At 66.4% G+C, this 19365-nt stretch carries 16 protein-coding genes, 3 tRNA genes and 4 pseudogenes; 18 read left to right on the forward strand and 5 right to left on the reverse strand.

Translation table 11 applies throughout. The annotated features are described in order from the left end of the window. The first annotated feature begins 6 nt into the window (after nt 1–6). From T428_RS0119280 to T428_RS0119290, 3 genes are all read left to right on the forward strand, one after another. On the forward strand, nt 7–1002 hold the full coding sequence (locus T428_RS0119280; protein ID WP_245604998.1) for a phosphotransferase family protein: 996 nt from the start codon (nt 7–9) through the stop codon (nt 1000–1002). Between the two features lie 78 nt (nt 1003–1080). After that, entirely contained in the window at nt 1081–1299 is a 219-nt protein-coding gene (locus tag T428_RS0119285) for a hypothetical protein (RefSeq protein ID WP_025737774.1), read from the forward strand. A gap of 100 nt (nt 1300–1399) precedes the next feature. Further along, nucleotides 1400–1591, forward strand: coding sequence for a hypothetical protein (locus tag T428_RS0119290; protein ID WP_025737775.1), 192 nt, complete (start codon nt 1400–1402; stop codon nt 1589–1591). Between the two features lie 574 nt (nt 1592–2165). Here T428_RS0119290 and T428_RS0119295 read toward each other — a convergent pair. After that, nucleotides 2166–2238, reverse strand: a tRNA-Arg gene (locus T428_RS0119295). Between the two features lie 34 nt (nt 2239–2272). Next, nucleotides 2273–2361: transfer RNA gene (locus tag T428_RS0119300), tRNA-Ser, on the reverse strand. An 89-nt stretch (nt 2362–2450) separates the two neighbouring features. Between T428_RS0119300 and T428_RS29525 the strand changes: the two are divergent. The 3 genes and pseudogenes from T428_RS29525 (at nt 2451) to T428_RS0119315 (ending at nt 4961) form a co-directional block, all read left to right on the forward strand. Beyond that, nucleotides 2451–3525, forward strand: a pseudogene (locus T428_RS29525) (histidinol-phosphate transaminase). Beyond that, nucleotides 3522–3995 carry a DUF4334 domain-containing protein gene (locus tag T428_RS0119310; RefSeq protein WP_025737776.1) on the forward strand — a complete coding sequence of 158 codons (474 nt, stop codon included), beginning with the start codon at nt 3522–3524 and terminating at the stop codon, nt 3993–3995. Before T428_RS29525 ends, T428_RS0119310 begins: the two are co-directional and overlap by 4 nt. Before the next feature lie 63 nt (nt 3996–4058). Further along, nucleotides 4059–4961 carry a LysR family transcriptional regulator gene (locus tag T428_RS0119315; protein WP_025737777.1) on the forward strand — a complete coding sequence of 301 codons (903 nt, stop codon included), beginning with the start codon at nt 4059–4061 and terminating at the stop codon, nt 4959–4961. 1 nt (nt 4962) lies between these two features. On the opposite strand, the pseudogene T428_RS29530 reads toward T428_RS0119315, so the two are convergent. Further along, nucleotides 4963–5546: pseudogene (locus T428_RS29530) on the reverse strand (TIGR03086 family metal-binding protein). A 23-nt stretch (nt 5547–5569) separates the two neighbouring features. On the opposite strand from T428_RS29530, the gene T428_RS0119330 reads away from it, so the two are divergent. The 3 genes and pseudogenes from T428_RS0119330 to T428_RS32245 all read left to right on the forward strand — a co-directional run bounded on the left by T428_RS0119330 (nt 5570) and on the right by T428_RS32245 (nt 7946). Beyond that, complete coding sequence (locus T428_RS0119330) at nt 5570–6394, forward strand: crotonase/enoyl-CoA hydratase family protein (protein ID WP_025737779.1); 825 nt, start codon at nt 5570–5572, stop codon at nt 6392–6394. Nucleotides 6395–6496: 102 nt separating this feature from the next. After that, nucleotides 6497–7732 (forward strand): lipase LipE, encoded by a 1236-nt coding sequence (gene lipE, locus T428_RS0119335; RefSeq protein ID WP_025737780.1) that lies wholly within the window; start codon nt 6497–6499, stop codon nt 7730–7732. Nucleotides 7733–7761: 29 nt separating this feature from the next. Continuing rightward, nucleotides 7762–7946: pseudogene (locus tag T428_RS32245) on the forward strand (hypothetical protein). Nucleotides 7947–7997: 51 nt separating this feature from the next. Here T428_RS32245 and T428_RS0119340 read toward each other — a convergent pair. Next, nucleotides 7998–8084 (reverse strand) — tRNA-Ser (locus T428_RS0119340). 36 nt (nt 8085–8120) lie between these two features. Between T428_RS0119340 and T428_RS0119345 the strand changes: the two genes are divergently transcribed. Beyond that, nucleotides 8121–9089 (forward strand): NAD(P)H-quinone oxidoreductase, encoded by a 969-nt coding sequence (locus T428_RS0119345; RefSeq protein WP_036468473.1) that lies wholly within the window; start codon nt 8121–8123, stop codon nt 9087–9089. A gap of 96 nt (nt 9090–9185) precedes the next feature. On the opposite strand, the gene T428_RS0119350 is transcribed toward T428_RS0119345, so the two are convergent. Next, nucleotides 9186–10382 (reverse strand): cysteine desulfurase-like protein, encoded by a 1197-nt coding sequence (locus T428_RS0119350; RefSeq protein WP_025737782.1) that lies wholly within the window; start codon nt 10380–10382, stop codon nt 9186–9188. A gap of 117 nt (nt 10383–10499) precedes the next feature. Here T428_RS0119350 and T428_RS0119355 point away from each other — a divergent pair, with 117 nt between their 5' ends. From T428_RS0119355 to T428_RS0119390, 8 genes and pseudogenes are all read left to right on the forward strand, one after another. Then, nucleotides 10500–12473 (forward strand): DUF6541 family protein, encoded by a 1974-nt coding sequence (locus T428_RS0119355; protein WP_025737783.1) that lies wholly within the window; start codon nt 10500–10502, stop codon nt 12471–12473. A 12-nt stretch (nt 12474–12485) separates the two neighbouring features. Further along, nucleotides 12486–13022 (forward strand): bacterial proteasome activator family protein, encoded by a 537-nt coding sequence (locus T428_RS0119360; protein WP_025737784.1) that lies wholly within the window; start codon nt 12486–12488, stop codon nt 13020–13022. 12 nt (nt 13023–13034) lie between these two features. Further along, on the forward strand, nt 13035–13838 hold the full coding sequence (gene wzt, locus T428_RS0119365; protein ID WP_025737785.1) for a galactan export ABC transporter ATP-binding subunit Wzt/RfbE: 804 nt from the start codon (nt 13035–13037) through the stop codon (nt 13836–13838). Continuing rightward, nucleotides 13835–14803 (forward strand): galactofuranosyltransferase GlfT1, encoded by a 969-nt coding sequence (gene glfT1 / locus T428_RS0119370; RefSeq protein WP_025737786.1) that lies wholly within the window; start codon nt 13835–13837, stop codon nt 14801–14803. The genes wzt and glfT1 overlap by 4 nt, the downstream gene beginning before the upstream one ends. Then, nucleotides 14800–15630, forward strand: coding sequence for a galactan export ABC transporter permease subunit Wzm/RfbD (gene wzm / locus T428_RS0119375; RefSeq protein ID WP_025737787.1), 831 nt, complete (start codon nt 14800–14802; stop codon nt 15628–15630). Before glfT1 ends, wzm begins: the two co-directional genes overlap by 4 nt. Nucleotides 15631–15731: 101 nt before the next feature. Further along, nucleotides 15732–17153, forward strand: a complete 1422-nt coding sequence (locus tag T428_RS0119380; protein WP_025737788.1) for an HNH endonuclease signature motif containing protein — start codon at nt 15732–15734, stop codon at nt 17151–17153. Nucleotides 17154–17495: 342 nt separating this feature from the next. Continuing rightward, nucleotides 17496–18646, forward strand: a pseudogene (locus T428_RS29535) (SPFH domain-containing protein). Nucleotides 18647–18835: 189 nt separating this feature from the next. Beyond that, complete coding sequence (locus T428_RS0119390; protein ID WP_025737789.1) at nt 18836–19315, forward strand: GreA/GreB family elongation factor; 480 nt, start codon at nt 18836–18838, stop codon at nt 19313–19315. The last annotated feature ends 50 nt before the right edge of the window (nt 19316–19365 follow it).

The raw sequence follows: 19365 nt of genomic DNA on the forward strand, positions 1-19365 counted from the left end.
GAATGGATGTCTCGGCAGGGGCTGGGCGACGGTCCGCTGCAGGACGTGTCGGCCGTCACCGGCGGCACGCAGAACGTGATGCTGCGGTTCACCCGGGCCGGTCGGCCGTATGTGCTGCGGCGCGGGCCGCGACACCTGCGGCCGCGCAGCAACAGCGTGATCCTGCGGGAAACCAAAGTCCTTGCGGCACTTGCCGGTTCCGACGTTCCACACCCGCACCTGATCGCGGTCTGCGACGACCCCACCGTGCTGGGCGATGCCGTCTTCTATCTGATGGACCCGGTCGACGGCTTCAACGCCGGCGAGGGGCTGCTCCCGCTGCATGCCGGCGATGCCAAGGTGCGCCACGGCATGGGCCTGTCGATGGCCGACTCGCTGGCCAGGCTGGGTGCGATCGACCACGTCGCGGTGGGTCTCGCCGATTTCGGCAAACCGGAGGGCTTCCTGGAACGCCAGGTGCCGCGCTGGCTTGGGGAGCTGGACTCCTACCGCCAGTACGACGGCTATCCCGGGCCGCAGATCCCGGGCATCGAGGAAGTATCGGCCTGGCTGGAACGCCACCGGCCGACGAGCTGGACACCCGGGATCATGCACGGGGACTACCACTCGGCCAACGTGATGTTTTCCCGCACCGGGCCCGACGTCGTCGCGATCGTCGACTGGGAGATGTGCACGATCGGCGACCCGCTGCTGGATCTGGGCTGGCTGCTGGCCACCTGGCGCCAGCCGGACGGTTCCAGCGTGTTCAGCCACACGCTGAGCAGTCAGGACGGGTTGGCCAGCACCGACGAGCTGTTCGAGCGTTACGCCGCCAACACCACCCGCGACTTGTCGCACATCACCTGGTACACGGTGCTGGCGTGCTTCAAGCTGGGCATCGTCATCGAGGGCACGCTGGCCCGGGCCTGTGCCGGCAAGGCCGAGAAAGATGTCGGCGATGCGCTGCACGCGGCCACGGTGCACCTGTTCGAGCGCGCGCTGACCCAGATCGGCAACGGCTAGCATCTTTGGACGTGCCTCCTTACCCGTCGGGCCCGGCCGTTCGAGCCACGACGGTAATGGCTCGGTAGGGTCGAGGCCATGAATCGGTTCGAGCGCGGCCTGGCGCGGATTCGGGACATGCGCTTTGACCTGTACGAGCAGCCGTTGCGGCAGGTGAGCCTGGAGCTCAAGATCGTGTTCGTCGCGGTCCACCTGCCGATCGTCGGCGGCAAGACGCTCAGAATCCCGATGTTCGCGACGGTTGGGCCCATGCCCGACAAGTCCACCGGCCCGGACGCCGACGACACTGCTCATTAACGGTCTGTCGAACAACGGATTACAGGTTCGACCGGCCGTCTACGCCGGCACTGACCGTCAGTAAGGTCAAATTCCGACGCTACGGCGCGAGGAACTGCTGATGAGCATGGGAGACGACCTCGAATTCACCTCGGACGCGCTGGGGTTCACGCCGATGACGGTCGACGACGGGCCGGACCACGTGATGCGGACCTGCGCAGCATGCGGCGGATATTTCCCCACCAAACCGGGCAGTGCCTTTGACCGCGCCGCGCTGTGCCACGCGCACCTGTTGGTGAGGCATGCGCGCTAATGCGCCGCGACGGCGCCGTTTGGACGGAGTACGACCACGACCCGTACACCCGCCGCGAACTGGACAGCGGACCCGGGCGTGCCGGGCGTGGCTGGACAGCAACGGCATCACCTCCGGTGAATGGAAGGTGGAAGCGCGCGGCGCTGACACCGGCGACAGGCTGGGCGAATCCGAAGTCGTCAATCTTGCCGAGAAGTCGCCGCACTGACGATTGATCGAAGGGTTACGCAACGTCAGGAGCTGCGATTACGATCTGCGCAGGGGGCAGCCTACAGATTCGAGTCAGCCATGAAACCCACCCGACGTCCGGTCGCTGGATTCCTCACGGCCGTCACGCTGACGATCGCCGCTGCGACATTTGCCTCCGCACCGGCCGCGACCGCCGATCCCATCTGTGGAGTGCCGGGAACGCCACCGTGCGCGGGTCCTAGTCCGTTGACGCCCGAGCAACAGTGCGCGTTTATCGCCTGGAGATCGATGATGCCGTGCAACTGGCTCGACATGCAGGTGCCCGTTGGGACGCCAGGCAGTTGGGACAACCCTCCGGCCCCGCCGCCGCAGCCTTGAGAGAGAGCGCGCCCGAAGGGATTCGAACCCCTAACCCTCTGATCCGTAGTCAGATGCTCTATCCGTTGAGCTACGGGCGCCGGTAACTCAGTTGTGTCCGCGAAAGGACTGCAGCGGAGGCGAGAGGATTTGAACCTCCGGTCCCCTTTAGGGGGGACAACTCATTAGCAGTGAGCCCCATTCGGCCGCTCTGGCACGCCTCCCTTGGACTTCATGAGGGTACCCGACTCGATACGGGCGTCCCTGAACCGCCGGAGGCATAGCGTACACAGCGAGGACATATGCTGTCGAAGTGACTGCCCGCCTACGGCCGGAGCTGGCCGGGCTGCCAGTTTACGTTCCGGGCAAGACGGTGCCGGGTTCGATGAAACTGGCCAGCAACGAGACGGTGTTCGGCCCGCTGCCCAGTGTCCGCGCCGCGATCGAGCAAGCGACCGACAACGTCAACCGCTACCCCGACAACGGCTGCGTGCAACTCGACGCGGCGCTGGCCAAACATCTCGGGCCCGGCCTCGACCCGGAGAACGTCGCCGTCGCCGCGGGCTCGGTCAACCTCTGCCAGCAGTTGGTGCAAATCACCGCCTCGGCCGGTGACGAGGTGATCCTCGGCTAGCGCAGCTTCGAGCTCTACCCGCCGCTGGTCCAGGTCGCCGGCGCGACCGCGGTCAAGGTGGCGCTGACCGACCACACCTTCGACCTCTACGCGATGCTCGCCGCGATCACCGAAAACACCCGGCTGATTTTCGTCTGCAATCCCAACAACCCGACCTCGACCGTCGTCGACCCGGACGCGCTGGCCCGGTTTGTCGAGGCCGTTCCGCCGCACATCGTGATCGCGATCGACGAGGCCTACGTCGAATACATTCGCGACGGCATGCTGCCCGACAGCTTGGGCCTGGTCCGCGCCCGTGACAACGTCGTTGTGCTGCGCACCTTATTCCAAGGCCTACGGGCTGGCCGGCCTGAGGGTCGGCTATGCGGTCGGCCACCCCGACCTGATCACGGCTTTGGACCAGGTGTTCGTTCCGTTCTCGGTGACCAACATCTCGCAGGCCGCCGCGATCGCATCGCTGGACGCCGCCGACGAATTGTTGACCCGCACCGACGCGGTGGCCGCCGATCGGGTTCGGGTCAGCGCCGCGTTACGGGACGCCGGATACGCATTGCCGCCTTCGCAGGCGAACTTCGTCTGGCTGCCGTTGGGGCCGCGGACCCGGGATTTCGTGACCCGGGCGGCCGACGCGGGCATCGTGGTTCGCCAATACGGTGACGACGGTGTTCGCGTGTCCATCGGTGCACCCGCCGAAAACGACGCGCTGCTGGCATTCGCCCGCGACTGGATAGCACACCCGGAGGTTGCCGAATGAGCCTGGCCCGCAAGCAATTCAACGAGTTCAAGAACCGCAGCGACAAGATCGCCGACGCCGAACTCGACGACTATTGGGCAACCCTGGACCCCGCGACCATCGACGAGATGATGGGCGAGTGGAAGGGCGGCGAGTTCCTGACCGGTCACATGATGAACGGGCAGTTGGCGAAGGTCGGCTGGTTCGGCAAGACCTTCACTTCGGTTAGCGACGTGCAGCCGTTGGTCTGCCTGGACGACGACGGAAACAAGTTCTCCAACAAGAAGATGGGCAAGGGCGAGGCGAGCCTCTGGCTGGAAGAATTCCGCGGCGAGGTCACCGCCACCATGGTTTACGACGGCCAACCCGTGCACGACCATTTCATGAAGATCGACGACGACGCCGTGATGGGCATCATGAACGGCAAGGGCGTGTTGGACTTCCAGGACGGGGTGGGCCGCTACTACTACTTCTACCTCGAACGCGTCTAGGCCCCTTGAGCGCAGGTCCGACACCTGCTGCTATTTGTGAAATGAATCGTTAGCATTTGGTGCATGCGCACCACGCATATCCATCAGGTGGACCTGAATCTGCTGCCCCCGTTGGTGGCCCTGCTGGAGGAACAACACGTCTCGCGAGCCGCCGAGCGGGTCCGGTTGAGCCAACCGGCGATGAGCCGGGCCCTGCAGCGCCTACGTCGGCACTTCGGCGACGAGCTGCTGGTGCGCGGACCGGACGGCTACTCGCTGACCCCGCGCGCCGAGCGTCTGCGCGACCAATTAACTACGGCCGTAACGCATTTGGAGCAGGTGTTTGCGAATGAGGCGTTCGACCCGGCAACGGCCGCACAATCCTTTCGCCTCGCCGTCAGCGACTACACCGTCGCGACGTTCGGTCCCGCGCTGATCCGCAAGGTCCTGGCCGAATCACCCAATTCGACCGTGAGTTGCGAAGTCCTGGACGAGCACGTCTTCGACAAGCTCGACGCGGGGACACTGGACCTGGCGATCTACGGCCGGGTTGCGCCCGAAAGATACTGCAGCGAACACCTTTTCAGCGATCGCTTCGTCTGCATAGTCGCCGCCGAGCACCCACTGGCCGAGCAGACATCCGTGTCGCTGTCGACGTATCTACGCTGGCCACACTTGACCATCGACATCGGCCAGCCCTGGATCGACCGGGCCCTCGAGGCGCTCGGCGTCACCCGCCGGGTGGCTGTCAGCGTGCCCTATTTCGCCTTGGCGCCAAGCATTTTGGCGGGCACCGACCTCCTGTTGACGGTTCCGGAGCGAGTTGCCTGCAAGAATGCCGACCCCGCGCAGACCCGCATCCTCGCGGCGCCCCGGGAGTTGATCGCGCTGCAGTTCTACGCCGTGTGGCACCCGCGCTTCGATCAGGATCCGTCCCACAGTTGGCTGCGAGGGGTGGTCCGCAGCGCGTCCGAATCGGCGCCGTGAATTACCGGGCCGGGTTGCGTCCGGTGAATGCGACGAGCTTCTCCAAAGCGCCGGCATCGTCGGGCACGTCCACCGGATCGTCGAACCCCGCCGTGCCGCGGAATTCCGGCCGGATGGTCTTGTGCGCCAGATCCAGCACGTACTCGGACAACGGCTGGGGGCATCGAGTTCATGTCCCACCGCGACGGCGTAATCCCATGCGTGGACTAGGAATTCGATCGAAAGGATGCCGCACGCCGACTTGGCCGGCATCTGGCTCTTGCCGAACGGCACCGTGCCGTCCAGGCCGTGGCGGTGCCACGCGTCCAACGCCGGGCGAGCCGCGAGGACGATCTGCCGTTCCACCGAATCGCTCTCGTCGCGCTCCGGGATCTGCGCGCCGACCATGCCGCCGATGCCACTAATCGACGTGAGCAGATGCTCGGTCAACCGCGTCACGTCGAACTCGGTGCAGGGCGTCTGCTTGGACAGATCATCGCTGGAGATGGGGTGCAGCGCGCGCTGCAAGATCCCCAGCGTGTCCTCGGCGCTGTGCAGTTCATCCGTGGGCCGGGAGTGAGGTCCGGGCCGCAAATCACGAGACATAATTCCCACGCTACGGTCTCGATATGGGCGATACCTACGAATCCGTCACCGTCGAGATCAAAGACCACGTCGCGCGGGTGACGTTAATCGGACCGGGCAAGGGCAACGCGATGGGCCCGGCCTTCTGGGCGGAGATGCCGGACGTGTTCGGGACGCTGGACGCCGACCGTGACGTGCGCGCCATCGTGATCACCGGGTCGGGCAAGAACTTCAGCTACGGCCTGGATCTGCCCGCGATGGGCGGCATGTTCACGCCGTTGATGGCCGACGGCGCCTTGGCTCGCCCGCGCACGGAGTTCCACACCGAACTCAGGCGAATGCAGGGTGCGATCACCGCGGTCGCCGACTGCCGGACCCCGACCATCGCCGCGGTGCACGGCTGGTGCATCGGCGGCGGCGTCGACCTGATCTCGGCAGTCGACATCCGCTACGCCGGCGCCGACGCCAAGTTCTCGGTCCGGGAAGTCAGATTGGCCATTGTCGCCGACGTCGGCAGCCTGGCCCGGCTGCCGCTGATCCTCAACGACGGCCATCTGCGCGAGCTGGCGCTGACCGGCAAAGACATCGACGCAGCCCGGGCCGAGAAAATCGGGCTGGTCAACGACGTGTACGACGACGCCGACAAGACGCTGGCCGCCGCGCATGCGACCGCGGCGGAGATTGCCGCCAACCCGCCGCTGGCCGTCTACGGCGTCAAGGACGTGCTCGACCAGCAGCGCACCGCGGCGGTGTCGGAGAGCCTGCGCTACGTAGCCGCCTGGAACTCGGCCTTCCTGCCGTCCAAGGACCTGACCGAAGGCATCCAGGCGACGTTCGCCAAGCGTCCGCCGCAGTTCACCGGGGAGTAGCCGCGCGCCACGTACCCTCGCGGGAGTGGTGAATACGACCGCTAATTTGACGACCCGCGCCGACGACGATGCAGCGCGCAGCGACGACGAGGAGCGGCGCAAGTGACCCCGGACGGCAAGATCCGTGTCCCGGCCGACCTGGACTCGGTGACGACGCTCGGCGACGAGGACCACTCCGAAATCGACGCCGCGGCCGTCGAACGCATCTGGCAGGCGGCGCGGCACTGGTACCGGGCGGGCATGCACCCGGCGATCCAGCTGTGCATCCGGCACCGCGGGCGCGTCGTGCTCAACCGCGCGATCGGCCACGGCTGGGGCAACGCGCCCACCGACGCCCCCGATGCCGAGAAGGTCCCCGTCACGACGGACACGCCGTTCTGCGTGTACTCGGCGGCCAAGAGCATCGCCGCGACCGTGGTGCACATGTTGGTCGAGCGGGGTCTTTTTTCCCTCGATGACCGGGTCTGCGACTACATGCCCACCTTCACCAGCCATGGCAAGGACCGCATCACGATCCGGCACGTAATGACTCACAGCGCCGGGCTGCCGTTTCCCACCGGACCGCTGCCGGACCTCAAACGCGCCGACGATCACGAGTACGTGCAGCAGATGCTGAGCAATCTGCGGCCGCTGTACCGGCCCGGGTTGATCCACCTGTACCACGCGCTGACCTGGGGCCCGCTGATCCGCGAAATCGTCTACACGGCCGCGGGCAAGGACATCCGCGAGATTCTGGCCGCCGAAATCCTTGACCCGCTGGGTTTTCGGTGGACCAATTTCGGCGTCGCCAAACAAGACCTCGATCTGGTCGCCCCGAGCCATGCTACCGGCCGGCCCTTGCCGCCGGTGATCGCACAGATATTCCGTAAGGCCATCGGCGGCACGGTGCACGAGATGATCCCGGTGACCAACGCGCCGTTCTTCTTGACCACGGTGATCCCGTCGTCCAATACCGTCTCAACCGCCAACGAGATGTCCCGCTTCGCCGAAATCTGGCGCCGCTATGGCGAACTCGACGGTGTGCGGGTGCTACAGGCCGAAACGCTGCGCGGCGTGGTCACTGAATCCCGGCGGCTGCGGCCCGATTTCGCGGTCGGGCTGATGCCGGCCCGCTGGGGCACCGGCTTCATTCTCGGCACCAACCGGTGGGGTCCGTTCGGGCGCAATGCGCCGGAAGCATTCGGCAGTCTGGGCTTGAGCAACATCGCGATCTGGGCCGACCCCGAGCGCAGCCTGGCCGCCGGTCTGATCAGCAGCGGCAAACCCGGCCGCGACCCGGAGCTACGCCGTTACACCGCGCTGATGAACACCATCGCGGCACAGATCCCGACTGATTGAGCACGACGCCCGGTGGGAACACTGCGGCGATGACTAACTATCGAGTGCTGAACCCGCAGGGAGAGGTCGTCGCGACCAAGGACATCGCCAGTGCCGGGGACGCCCACGCGCCTGGTTCGTCAACAACAAGGCCGACAACACCGAACTCGGCTGGCGGATGGAAGTCGAACACGACGGTGAGTGGTCGTTCTTCGACGACACCGAAGGCGCGTAATCGTGCTTTACCGACGGGCCGCATCGGTGCCCTTCTCGCCGCATCACAACGCGGTGGCGGAGGGATTTGAACCCCCGGACGGTGTTAGCCGTCTCTCGCTTTCAAGGCGAGTGCATTAGGCCGCTCTGCCACGCCACCGCTGACAAGGGTAGCGGGGCTAGTACCGTGACCCGCATGCGCGCCATCGTCGCCGAATCTCCCGACCGACTCGTCTGGCAAGAGGTCCCCGATGCCTCCGCCGGGCCCGGTGAAGTGCTGATCAAGGTCACCGCGGCCGGCGTCAACCGCGCCGACGTGCTACAGGCCGCCGGCAAGTATCCGCCCCCGCCCGGAGCCAGCGACATCATCGGCATGGAAGTGTCCGGCACCGTCACCGAATTGGGCGCCGGGGTCGCGGAATGGTCTGTCAGACAACAGATTTGTGCGTTGTTGGCGGGCGGTGGCTACGCCGAGTACGTCGCGGTTCCGGCCCCCCAGGTGCTGCCCATCCCGGACGGCGTCACGCTGGGGGACGCCGCGGGGCTACCCGAGGTCGCCTGCACGGTGTGGTCGAACCTGGTGCTGGCCGCGCACCTGCACGAGGGCCAGCTGCTGTTGGTGCACGGCGGGGCCAGCGGGATCGGCACCCACGCGATTCAGGTCGCCCGGGCCCTGGGTGCCAGGGTGGCCGTCACCGCCGGGTCCGAGGAAAAGCTGCAAACCTGCCGCGACCTGGGCGCCGAGATCGCCATCAATTACCGCGACGACGATTTCGTGGCGCGGCTGCAGGAGTGCGGCGGCGCCGACGTGATCCTCGACATCATGGGTGCGTCGTATCTGGATCGCAATCTCGACGCTTTGGCCAGCGACGGACAGCTGGTGATCATCGGCATGCAGGGCGGTCTCAAGGGCGAGCTCAACATCGGCAAGCTACTGCCCAAGCGGTTACGAGTAATCGGCACCACGCTGCGCGGCCGGCCGGTGTCCGGCCCGAACAGCAAGGGCGAGATCGTCGCCGCGGTAACGGAGTCGGTGTGGCCGATGATCGCCGACGGCCGGGTGCGGCCATTCATCGGTGCGCGCATGCCCATTCAGCAAGCGGGACAAGCTCATCAGCAGCTGGTGGCCGGCGACGTGCACGGAAAGATCGTGCTGACCGTCTAGCTTTCGCGCCGGCTGGGCCGTCGATTGTGCGCTCACGGCCGCCACTCTGCGATTAGGGCGCCCTGAATACACTGGCAATCAGAGAGCCGGACGCGCTTAGCCCAACGACGCCAGCGCCCGCACCAGCTGATCGACCTCGGCCGTCGTCGAGTAGTGCGCCAGCCCGACGGTCACCGCGCCGCCAACCTCGTTGGCCCCCAACGCATCCAGCACGCGTGAACTCTCGTTGCAGACGGCCAGAATTCCGTTGTCCGCCAACCGCTGTACGACCCGCTCGGCGGGCACGCCCTGCAATGCGAAGCTGACGACCGGTATCCGCGCCTCCGGACGACCGATCAGCATCATCAGCGGCAACGAGCGCAGCGAGACCATCAAGTAGTCGAAGATCCGGTTCAGATACAACGCCGCGGATTGCATCGACACCGACAGCCGCTCGCGCCGGCTGCCGCGGGCCGACTCGTCCAGTGCCGCAAGGTATTCGATGCTGGCGACCACCCCGGCCAGCAGCCCGAACTGATGCGCGCCCACTTCGAGGCGGGCCTGGCCAGTGGCGTTGGGGTCGGTGGAGACCGAGCTGAACGAGTTGATCAGCGCCGGATCGCGAAACACGATCGCTCCGACCGGCGGTCCGCCCCAAGCGATGGCGTTCACCGCCACCACGTCGACCTCGGCTTCTTTGATGTCGAGCAGCCGGAAGGGTGCGGCCGCGGAATGATCGACGACCACCAGCCCGCCCACGTCGTGGACCAGCTTGGTCATCGCCCGCAGATCGGTGACCGTGCCCAACGTCCCCGACGCCGAAGTGACCGCGACCAGCCGCGTCGACTTCCCAATCAGGCTCTCCCACTGCCACGTCGGCAGCTCACCGGTTTCGATGTCGACCTCGGCCCACTTCACCTTGGCGCCGTAGCGGTGCGCGGCCCGCAGCCACGGGGCGATGTTGACTTCGTCGTCGAGCCGGCTGACGACCACCTCGTAGCCCAGGCCGGCCCGCGACGACGACGCCTCGGCCAGTGAGGACAGCAGGATCGCGCGGTCGGCGCCCAGCACGATGCCGGCCGGGTCGGCGTTGAACAGATCCGCCACGGCTGTCCGCGCCGCGTCCAGCACGGCCGCGCTGCGCTGGGCCGACGGGTGCGCTCCCACGGTGGTGGCACTGGAACGGCGGAATGCGGTGGAGACGGTGGTCGCAACGGAATCGGGGATCAGCATCCCCGTCGACGCGTCGAAGTGCACCCATCCGTCACCCAGTGACGGATGCAGTCCGCGCACCCGGGCGACGTCATAAGCCATGCAGCCACCTTAGAGCTTCCGCACTTGAGCGAAGTTGTGACGGTAGCGGGTGCCACAGACGTCAGAGCCAACCGGTGGCTACCCGAGCCAGGTCACCCGGCCAGCCATACTAGTCCAGTGGGGCTGTGGATCGGAACGCTGATCGCACTGTTTTTGCTGATCGCCCCGGGGACAATCGTTGCGCGTATCACCCAGCTAACGTGGCCAATCGCGGTCACAGTTGGCCCGGCGCTGACCTACGGTGTCGTCGCGCTGGCGATCATCCCCTTCGGTGCGCTCGGAATCCCTTGGAACGGTTGGACTGCGTTCGGGGCGCTCGCTGTCGTGTGCGTGGTGGCGACCGGTTTGCAGCTGCTGCTCGCCCGCTACCGCGACACCGACGCCGAGGCGCGGGGCATCGAGGGCTGGCCGGCGCTGGCGGTCGCGGCGGGGGTGGCGCTGGGCGCGCTGCTGGTCATGTGGGCGGCGTATCGCGGGCTGGCCGCCCATTGGCAGACGATCCCCAGCACCTGGGACGCCGTGTGGCACGCCAACGAGGTGCGCTTCATTCTCGACACCGGCCAGGCGTCCTCCACCCACATGGGTGAGCTGCGCAACGTCGAGACCCACCAGGCGCTGTACTACCCGTCGGTGTTCCACGCCCTGATCGCGGTGTTTTGCCAGCTGACCGGTGCGGCGCCGACCACCGGCTACACGCTGAGCTCGGTGGCGGCTTCGGTGTGGCTGTTCCCGACCAGCGCGGCGATGCTGACCTGGCATCTGCTGCGACCGATGATGACGCCGGGCCGAACGGCCGCGGTCGCGGCGACGGCGGGCGCGCTGTCGGCGTCGTTCACCTCAGTGCCCTACGTCGAGTTCGGCGTGGCCGCGATGCCGAACCTGGCGGCCTACGGCGTCGCGATTCCGACGTTCGTGCTGATCACCTCGACGCTGCGGCATCGCGACCGCATCCCGGTGGCGGTGCTGGCGCTGATCGGCGTGCTGTCGGTGCACCTGACGGGTGGATTCATCGTCATCCTGTTTCTGTTGGGTTGGTGGCTGCTGCACGTGCTGTGGCATCCGGTGCGCGGCCGGCTCGCCGACGTCGCGATCCTGGCCGCCACCGCCGTGCCGACCGAGCTGATCCTGGCACCCCAGTTCATCGGGGTGCTCAAGCAGGCCGACATCATCGCCGGTCATGCCTTCCCCAGCTTCAAGAGCGCCAAGCAGGGCGTCATCGACGCGCTGCTGCTGCACACCCGTCACCTGAACGATTTCCCGATCCAATACGGCCTGGTCGTGCTGGTCTATCTCGGCATGGCCTATCTGCTGTACCGGCGCATCTGGTGGCCGCCGGCGGTCTGGTTGGTGTTGACCGTGGCGACCGTGTACTCGGGGGCCCCGTTTCACAACGCGGCTGGCGCGGCGATCGAGGAGTTCAGCCAGTTCTTCTACAACGATCCGCGCCGGCTCACCGCGGTGGTGACGATGCTGGTGACGCCGATGGCCGCCACCGCATTGTTCGGCGCCGTCGCGCTGGTGGTCGCCGTCGCCCGCCGACTCACCAGCCGGTTCAAGACCCTCCCCGCGCCGGTATGGGCCTCGGCCACCGCGGTCCTGCTGGTGTTCTCGACCGTGTTCATCGGGCGGCACTATCTTTATCGCCACATCGTGCTGTTCGGCGACAAATACGACTCGGTGATGGTCGACCAGCGCGACCTGATGGCGATGGCGTACCTGGCGAAACTACCCGGCGCGCGTGACACGCTGATCGGCAACGCCAACACCGACGGCACCACCTGGATGTACGCCGTCGCCGATTTGCACCCGTTGTGGACGCACTACGACTACCCGCAGCAGACCGGGCCGGGACCCCAGCGCTACATTTTCTGGGCCTATGCCCGTCGCGGCGATTCCGATCCGAAGGTCGTCGAGGCGATAAAGGCGCTCAATATCCGCTACATCTACACCAGCTCGCCCACGGTTCGGGGGTTCGCCGTGCCCGACGGACTAGTGTCGCTGGAAAAATCGAAGTCGTGGGCGCTGATCTACGACAACGGTGGGGCCAGAATTTACGAATGGCGCGGAAACACCACACCGCCCCACCCCTAGAAGGACAAGAGGATGGTGACCGGATTGACTAACGGCAACGACGACGGTGTCGAGATCATCGGCGGCGTCGATCCGCGAATCATGGCGCTTCGCGACGACGGCGACGACGACGATTCCGACGAGCGCTCGCTGACCGACCTTGTCGAGCAGCCCGCCAAGGTGATGCGCATCGGCACCATGATCAAACAATTGCTCGAAGAGGTGCGGGCGGCACCGCTGGACGAGGCCAGCCGCAAGCGGCTGCGCGACATCCACGCCACCAGCATCCGGGAGCTGGAAGACGGCCTCGCGCCGGAACTTCGCGAGGAACTCGACCGACTCACCCTGCCGTTCGGAGAGGACTCCGAGCCCTCGGACGCCGAGTTGCGCATCGCGCAGGCGCAGCTCGTCGGCTGGCTCGAGGGACTGTTCCACGGCATCCAGACCGCGCTGTTCGCCCAGCAGATGGCCGCTCGTGCGCAGCTCGAGCAGATGCGCCAAGGCGCCCTGCCGCCCGGCATCGGGCGCTCGGGCCACGGACACGGCTCGGGCACCGGACAGTACCTGTAAGAGCAGGCGTTGGTGTCCGGTCCTCGCGCCCCGCGTATCGAGACCAGCAACGCATGGGTGGAATTCCCCATCTTCGACGCGAAGTCGCGATCGTTGAAGAAGGCCTTCCTCGGTAAGGCCGGTGGCACGATCGGCCGCAACAACTCCAACGTCGTCGTCGTCGAGGCGTTGCGCGACATCACGATGTCGCTGGAGCTGGGCGACCGCGTCGGCCTGGTCGGCCACAACGGGGCCGGGAAATCGACTCTGCTGCGCCTGTTTTCGGGTATCTACGAGCCGACCCGGGGGTGGGCCAAAGTCACCGGTCGGGTGGCGCCGGTGTTCGACCTCGGCGTCGGGATGGACCCCGAGATCTCCGGCTACGAGAACATCATCATCCGCGGCCTGTTCCTGGGGCAGACCCGAAAGCAGATGCTGGCCAAGGTCGACGAGATCGCCGAGTTCACCGAGCTCGGGGATTACCTGTCGATGCCGTTGCGCACGTATTCGACCGGGATGCGGGTCCGGCTCGCGTTGGGCGTGGTCACCAGCATCGACCCCGAGATCCTGTTGCTCGACGAGGGCATCGGCGCCGTCGACGCCGACTTCCTGAAGAAGGCGCAGTCGCGGTTGCAGAGCCTGGTGGAGCGGTCCGGAATCCTGGTTTTCGCAAGCCATTCCAACGAGTTCCTGGCCCGGCTGTGCAAGACCGCGATGTGGATCGACCACGGCGTCATCCGCCAAACCGGCGGTATCGAAGAAGTGGTGCGCGCCTACGAGGGTGAGGACGCCGCACGGCACGTCCGCGAGGTGCTCGAAGAGACCGCCGCGGGATGAGTGAATCCATCTTCGCCGTGGTGGTCACCCATCGGCGCGTACAGGAGCTCGCCAAGTCGCTGGACATGCTCAGCGCGCAAACGCGGCTGCCCGATCATCTGATCGTCGTCGACAACGACGGCGGTGCCGATGACCGCATCCGCGAACTGGTTGCCGCTCAACCGATCTCGACCACCTACCTACCGTCGCGCCGAAACCTCGGCGGCGCAGGTGGTTTCGCGTTGGGCATGCTGCACGCGTTGGCGCAGGGTGCCGACTGGGTGTGGCTGGCCGACGACGACGGCCGCCCGCACGACGCCCAGGTGCTGGCCACGTTGCTTGCCTGCGCCGAGAAGCACGGCCTGGCCGAAGTCTCGCCGATGGTGTGCAACTCCGACGACCCGCAGCGGCTGGCGTTCCCGTTGCGGCGTGGCCTGGTATGGCGCAGGCGCGCAAGCGAATTGCGTACCGAGGCGGAACAAGATCTACTGCCCGGGATCGCGTCGCTGTTCAACGGCGCGCTGTTCCGGGCGTCGACGCTGGACGCGGTCGGCGTCCCGGACATGCGGTTGTTCATCCGCGGCGACGAGGTGGAACTACACCGGCGGCTGGTGCGCTCGGGCCTGCCGTTCGGGACCTGCCTGGACGCGACCTATCTGCACCCCTGCGGATCCGACGAGTTCCGCCCGATCCTGGGCGGACGGATGCATACGCAGTATCCCGACAACCCGACCAAGCGGTTCTACACCTACCGCAACCGCGGCTATCTGTTGTCCCAGCCGGGTCTGCGCAAGCTGCTGGTCCAGGAGTGGGTGCGGTTCGGTTGGTTCTTCCTGACCCGGCGCGATCCCAGCGGCCTGCTGGAGTGGATTCGGTTGCGCCGCTTGGGACGTCGTGAGCAATTCGGCAAGCCAAGTGGCGACCGGGAGCTCGGCGCAGCCGGACGAAGCGGGTCGCCACCATCCGGACCTGGAGGAACCCCGTGACATTCATCGACGCCGCCGCACAGTCGCGGACCTTCACCCGGGCCCGCAACGACCTGGTCGAGGGGTTTCGCCGTCGGGAGCTGTGGCTGCACCTGGGCTGGCAGGACATCAAGCAGCGTTACCGCCGCTCGGTGCTGGGGCCGTTCTGGATCACCATCGCGACCGGCACCACCGCCGTCGCGATGGGCGGGCTGTATTCGAAGCTGTTCCACCTCAACCTGTCCGTGCATCTGCCGTATGTGACGCTGGGCCTAATCATCTGGAACCTGATCAACGCCGCCATCCTGGAAGGCGCCGACGTGTTCGTCGCCAACGAGGGTCTGATCAAACAGTTGCCGACGCCGTTGAGCGTGCACGTGTACCGGCTGGTGTGGCGGCAGATGATCCTGTTCGCTCACAACATCGTCATCTACCTCGTCGTCGCGATCATCTATCCCAAACCCTGGTCGTGGGCCGACCTTTCGGTGCTCCCGGCGTTGGCGTTGATCGTGCTCAATTGCATCTGGGTGTCGCTGTGCTTCGGCATTCTCGCGACCCGCTACCGCGACATCGGCCCGCTGCTGTTCTCGATCGTGCAGCTGCTGTTCTTCATGACGCCGATCATCTGGAACGGCGACACGTTGCGCCAGCAAGGAGCGGGCAGCTGGTCGAAGATCGTCGAACTCAACCCGCTGCTGCACTATCTCGATATCGTGCGTGCGCCGTTGCTGGGCGCTCACCAGGAGACGCGGCACTGGACGGTGGTGCTGGTGCTGACCGTCGTCGGCTGGCTGCTGGCGGCCTTCGCGATGCGTCAATACCGCGCCCGGGTGCCCTATTGGGTCTAGCGGCCGGTTGGTGTGCGCACCGCCCACGTCGGTTGCGAAAGTTATCCACAACCGAGGGCGCTATCAAACCAGTTACGCCGGAAACGCGTACAATCGAAAGTATGTTCGATTCGCTGACCGACGCGGGCGTGGTGGATGCCGTCACCGCAGCGGCGCGCGCGCAAAACGCCGCGTGTGCTCGGGAGCTGGTGTCGGTCGGTGAGCTGTATGCGCGTCGAGCGCCCGATGATGATGACGAGCGGGCCTGCTGGGCCATTGATGGGCATGAGAATGTGGTGGCCGAGCTGGGTGCGGCGTTACGCATCAGTCGCGGCCGAGCCCGAGAGCGGTTGCGGTATGCGATCGCGTTGCGTGAGCGGCTGCCGCGGGTGGCCGAGGTGTTTACGCGCGGGGACATCGACTTTCGGTTGGTGGCCGCGGTGGTGTACCGCACTGACTTGGTCGACGATGCCGCATTGCTCGCGAAGCTCGACGCCGCGATAGCCCGACATGCCCCGCGATGGATGCGGCTCTCGGGGCCCAAACTCGCCGAGCGTGTTGATTTGTGGGTGGCCCGGTTCGACCCGGCCGGAGTGCGGAGGCCGGGAGCGCGCACCGAGGATCGCTATGTCGAGATCAGGCCGACCGATTCTGGGCTGGCCGGCGTGTGGGCGCAGCTACACGCCACCGACGGCGCCGCGTTGGAGCACACGTTGGACGCGTTGGCCGGCTCTGTGTGCCGGGCGGATCCGCGCACCCACGCCCAGCGCCGTGCCGATGCCATGGGCGCGCTGGCCGCCGGGTTGAAGGCGCTGCGTTGCCAGTGTGGTTCACCGGATTGCGCTGCCGCACAACGCCCCTCGGGAACCAATGTGGTGATTCATGTGCTCGCTGAGCACACCGCCGTGGACGGCGGATCGCAAGCTTTCGGCTATCTACCCGGGTTTGGTCCCTTGCCCCCGGACCGGTTGCGCGAGTTGGCCGGCATTGCCAAGGTCAAGCCGCTGATCATCCCCAAAGACCGGTTGGAGTCGGGCTATCGGCCTTCGGTGGCGCTGGCCGAGTTCGTCCGCTTTCGCGACCTGTGCTGCCGATTCCCGGGCTGTGATGCACCCGCGGAGGTCTGTGACATCGACCACACCGTACCGTTTCCGCTCGGTCCGACCCATCCGTCGAATGTCAAACTGCTGTGCCGTTACCATCACCTGCTCAAAACGTTCTTTACCGGCCGGGCGGGCTGTGCGGATCGGCAAGAGCCCGACGGCACCGTGGTGTGGACGTCGCCAACGGGGCAGACTTACGTCACCAAACCCGGTGGCAGCCTGTTGTCTCCAGCGCTGGCCGTTCCAACGGGGACGCTGACGCTACCCACCTGGACACCATCGCCGGCAGAAACCCGCGGACTCATGATGCCGGCCCGGCGACAAACCCGGGCCCAAGACCGCATCCGCTGGGAGCGCGGCACCAACGAAGCCCGCATTGCCGCCCAAGCAGCGCGGCGCGCCGAACGCCTCGCCGCCAGCTACGACCCACCGCCCTTCTGATAGGGGGTAGAGGACTGGGCGTAGCGCAGACGCCGCCGATGGAGGAATATGCGATCGTGAGCGACGCCTTGGCAATCGGTTGTGTGGGAAAGCTGGTCGTAGCGACGCGCGGCGACCACGGCCCCGGCGAGGTGTTGGTGACCGTACGGGGGTCAAAGGAGACCGTTCCTGGCCTGGTCCGACGATCCGTTATCGAAGGGCAGCAAGGTCCTGGTAGTGGAGATCCGGGGCGGCCGGACCGTGGTGGTCGAGCCATGGGAACGAGCCGAGCAGGATCTGTCCTGATTCAGACAACGAGTGAAATCCCCTGCTACCCAACACCAAAACCCAAGGAGTCAAAAGATGCTCGGTTATAAGGTGCCCGCCCCGGACGAGGCGTTGCTCATCTCCGGCGGCCGCGCGAAAGGCAATGCCCCGTTCCGGGTGGTGACCGGCCACGGCGCGTTCGTCCTACCGTTCTTCCGCAAGGCGCGCTTCCTCACCCTGGCCATGTGCGAGTCCGAGGTCGCCGAAAAGTGCGTCACCCAACAGGGGATCACCCTCAACGTCCGGGCGGTGATCGCGTTCAAGGTCGGCAACGACACCGAAAGCATCATCAGCGCCGCGCAGCGATTTCTGTCCGAGCAGGACCAGATGTCGGTACTGACCGGCCGGATCTTCGCCGGGCACCTGCGCTCGATCATTGGTTCGATGACCGTGGAGCAGATCATCCGGGAACGGCAGAAGCTGGCCACCGAGGTCCTCGACGGATCCAAGGAGGAGATGGCCCGCATCGGTCTTGCCGTCGACGCATTACAGATCCAGTCCATCGACGACGACGGCCTCGGCTACATCAACGCGATGTCGGGCCCGCACAACGCCGCCATCCAGCAGCAGGCGCAGATCGCTCAGGTCCAGGCGAACCAGGCGGCCGCCGAGGCCGAGCAGGAGTCCCGGCTCCACAACGCGTCCCACGTCCCCAGCGCAAGCAGGCGGAATTCGCGCGCCAGACCGCGATCGTCAAGGCGGAGTACAAGGCCGAGGTCGACAAGGCCCAGGCACTCGCCGCCCAGGCGGGCCCGTTGGCCGAGGCCGAGGCCCAGCGCGAGGTGCTCAAGATGCGCACCGAGCTGGCCCAGCGTGCCGCCGAGCTGCGCCAGCAGGAACTGGTCGCCGAGGTGGTCAAACCCGCGGAAGCCGAAGCCGAGCGCGTCCGCATCATGGCCGTCGCCGATGCCGAGAAGATGAAGATCCAGGCCGAGGCGGCGGCGTCGCACAACCGCGTCGCCCTGGACAAGGCGCTGATCGACCAGCTGCCGCAGATCGTCGAAAAGGCCGCACTGGGATTGGCGAACTCCAACCTCACGGTGCTCAACGGCGCCGAGGGCCTGGGGCAGGTGGCCGCCGGGCTGGTGTCGCAGGGCATGGCCATCTTCGACGCGCTGCGCGGCGAGATCGTCGAGTACGACGACGCGACGTTCACCGGAACCGCGGGCACCTCGTCGCAGCAGTAGTACGCGTCCGACGGCGCGAAAACAGCAGCCGGCTGGTCGCCGCACGCGTGTATAACCGATGACAGCAGAACGTCGGATATCGGTGGCGGCCGAGTTCGTGTGGTGCAAAACTGAAGCACCACAAATTCACCACCAGGCAAATTGGGATGCCCCGCGACCAAGATGGGGCGCCGCGGAAGGTCGACGGACGTGAGTAAAAAAGTCCAATCAGTGGCGGATGCGGCACAGGAGAACCTCGCCGCGGAGCTGGACCGCCTGCGGCTGCGCCGCGACAATCTCGAGGCCGAGGTCAAGGACGACCGTGGCATGATCGGCGACCACGGCGACGCAGCGGAGGCCATCCAGCGGGCCGAGGAACTGGTGGTCCTGGGCGACCGGATCAACGAACTGGACCGGCGGCTGCGCACCGGGCCGTCAAACTCCCACGAGGACGCGGCGCTGCCCGGCGGCACCGAGGTGACCCTCAAGTTCGCCGACGGCGAGGTCGTCACAATGCATGTGATCTCCATCGTCGAGGAGACGCCCGTCGGCCGCGAAGCCGAGACGCTGACCTCGCACAGTCCATTGGCGCTGGCCCTGGTGGGACACAAAGCCGGCGACACGGTCACCTACTCGACCCCGCAGGGCGAAAGCCAGGTCGAGCTGATATCGGTCAAGCTGCCCCGCTAGCCGGCGCCGGGGTGCGCCCTCCCCCGATAAACTCCCCCAATGCTTCCCCC

Origin of the sequence: Mycobacterium genavense ATCC 51234 (genome assembly GCF_000526915.1) — a bacterium.
GTDB classification, from domain to species: Bacteria; Actinomycetota; Actinomycetes; order Mycobacteriales; family Mycobacteriaceae; genus Mycobacterium; species Mycobacterium genavense.

Excerpts from the sequence above, each read along its gene's own strand:
- T428_RS0119280 (WP_245604998.1), top strand. The coding sequence starts at position 7 with ATGTCTCGGCAGGGGCTGGGCGACGGTCCGCTGCAGGACGTGTCGGCC.
- T428_RS0119285 (WP_025737774.1), top strand. The coding sequence starts at position 1,081 with ATGAATCGGTTCGAGCGCGGCCTGGCGCGGATTCGGGACATGCGCTTT.
- T428_RS0119290 (WP_025737775.1), top strand. The coding sequence starts at position 1,400 with ATGAGCATGGGAGACGACCTCGAATTCACCTCGGACGCGCTGGGGTTC.
- glfT1 (WP_025737786.1), top strand. The coding sequence starts at position 13,835 with ATGAGTGAATCCATCTTCGCCGTGGTGGTCACCCATCGGCGCGTACAG.
- T428_RS0119310 (WP_025737776.1), top strand. The coding sequence starts at position 3,522 with ATGAGCCTGGCCCGCAAGCAATTCAACGAGTTCAAGAACCGCAGCGAC.
- T428_RS0119315 (WP_025737777.1), top strand. The coding sequence starts at position 4,059 with ATGCGCACCACGCATATCCATCAGGTGGACCTGAATCTGCTGCCCCCG.
- T428_RS0119350 (WP_025737782.1), bottom strand. The coding sequence starts at position 10,382 with ATGGCTTATGACGTCGCCCGGGTGCGCGGACTGCATCCGTCACTGGGT.
- T428_RS0119330 (WP_025737779.1), top strand. The coding sequence starts at position 5,570 with ATGGGCGATACCTACGAATCCGTCACCGTCGAGATCAAAGACCACGTC.
- T428_RS0119380 (WP_025737788.1), top strand. The coding sequence starts at position 15,732 with ATGTTCGATTCGCTGACCGACGCGGGCGTGGTGGATGCCGTCACCGCA.
- T428_RS0119345 (WP_036468473.1), top strand. The coding sequence starts at position 8,121 with ATGCGCGCCATCGTCGCCGAATCTCCCGACCGACTCGTCTGGCAAGAG.
- T428_RS0119360 (WP_025737784.1), top strand. The coding sequence starts at position 12,486 with ATGGTGACCGGATTGACTAACGGCAACGACGACGGTGTCGAGATCATC.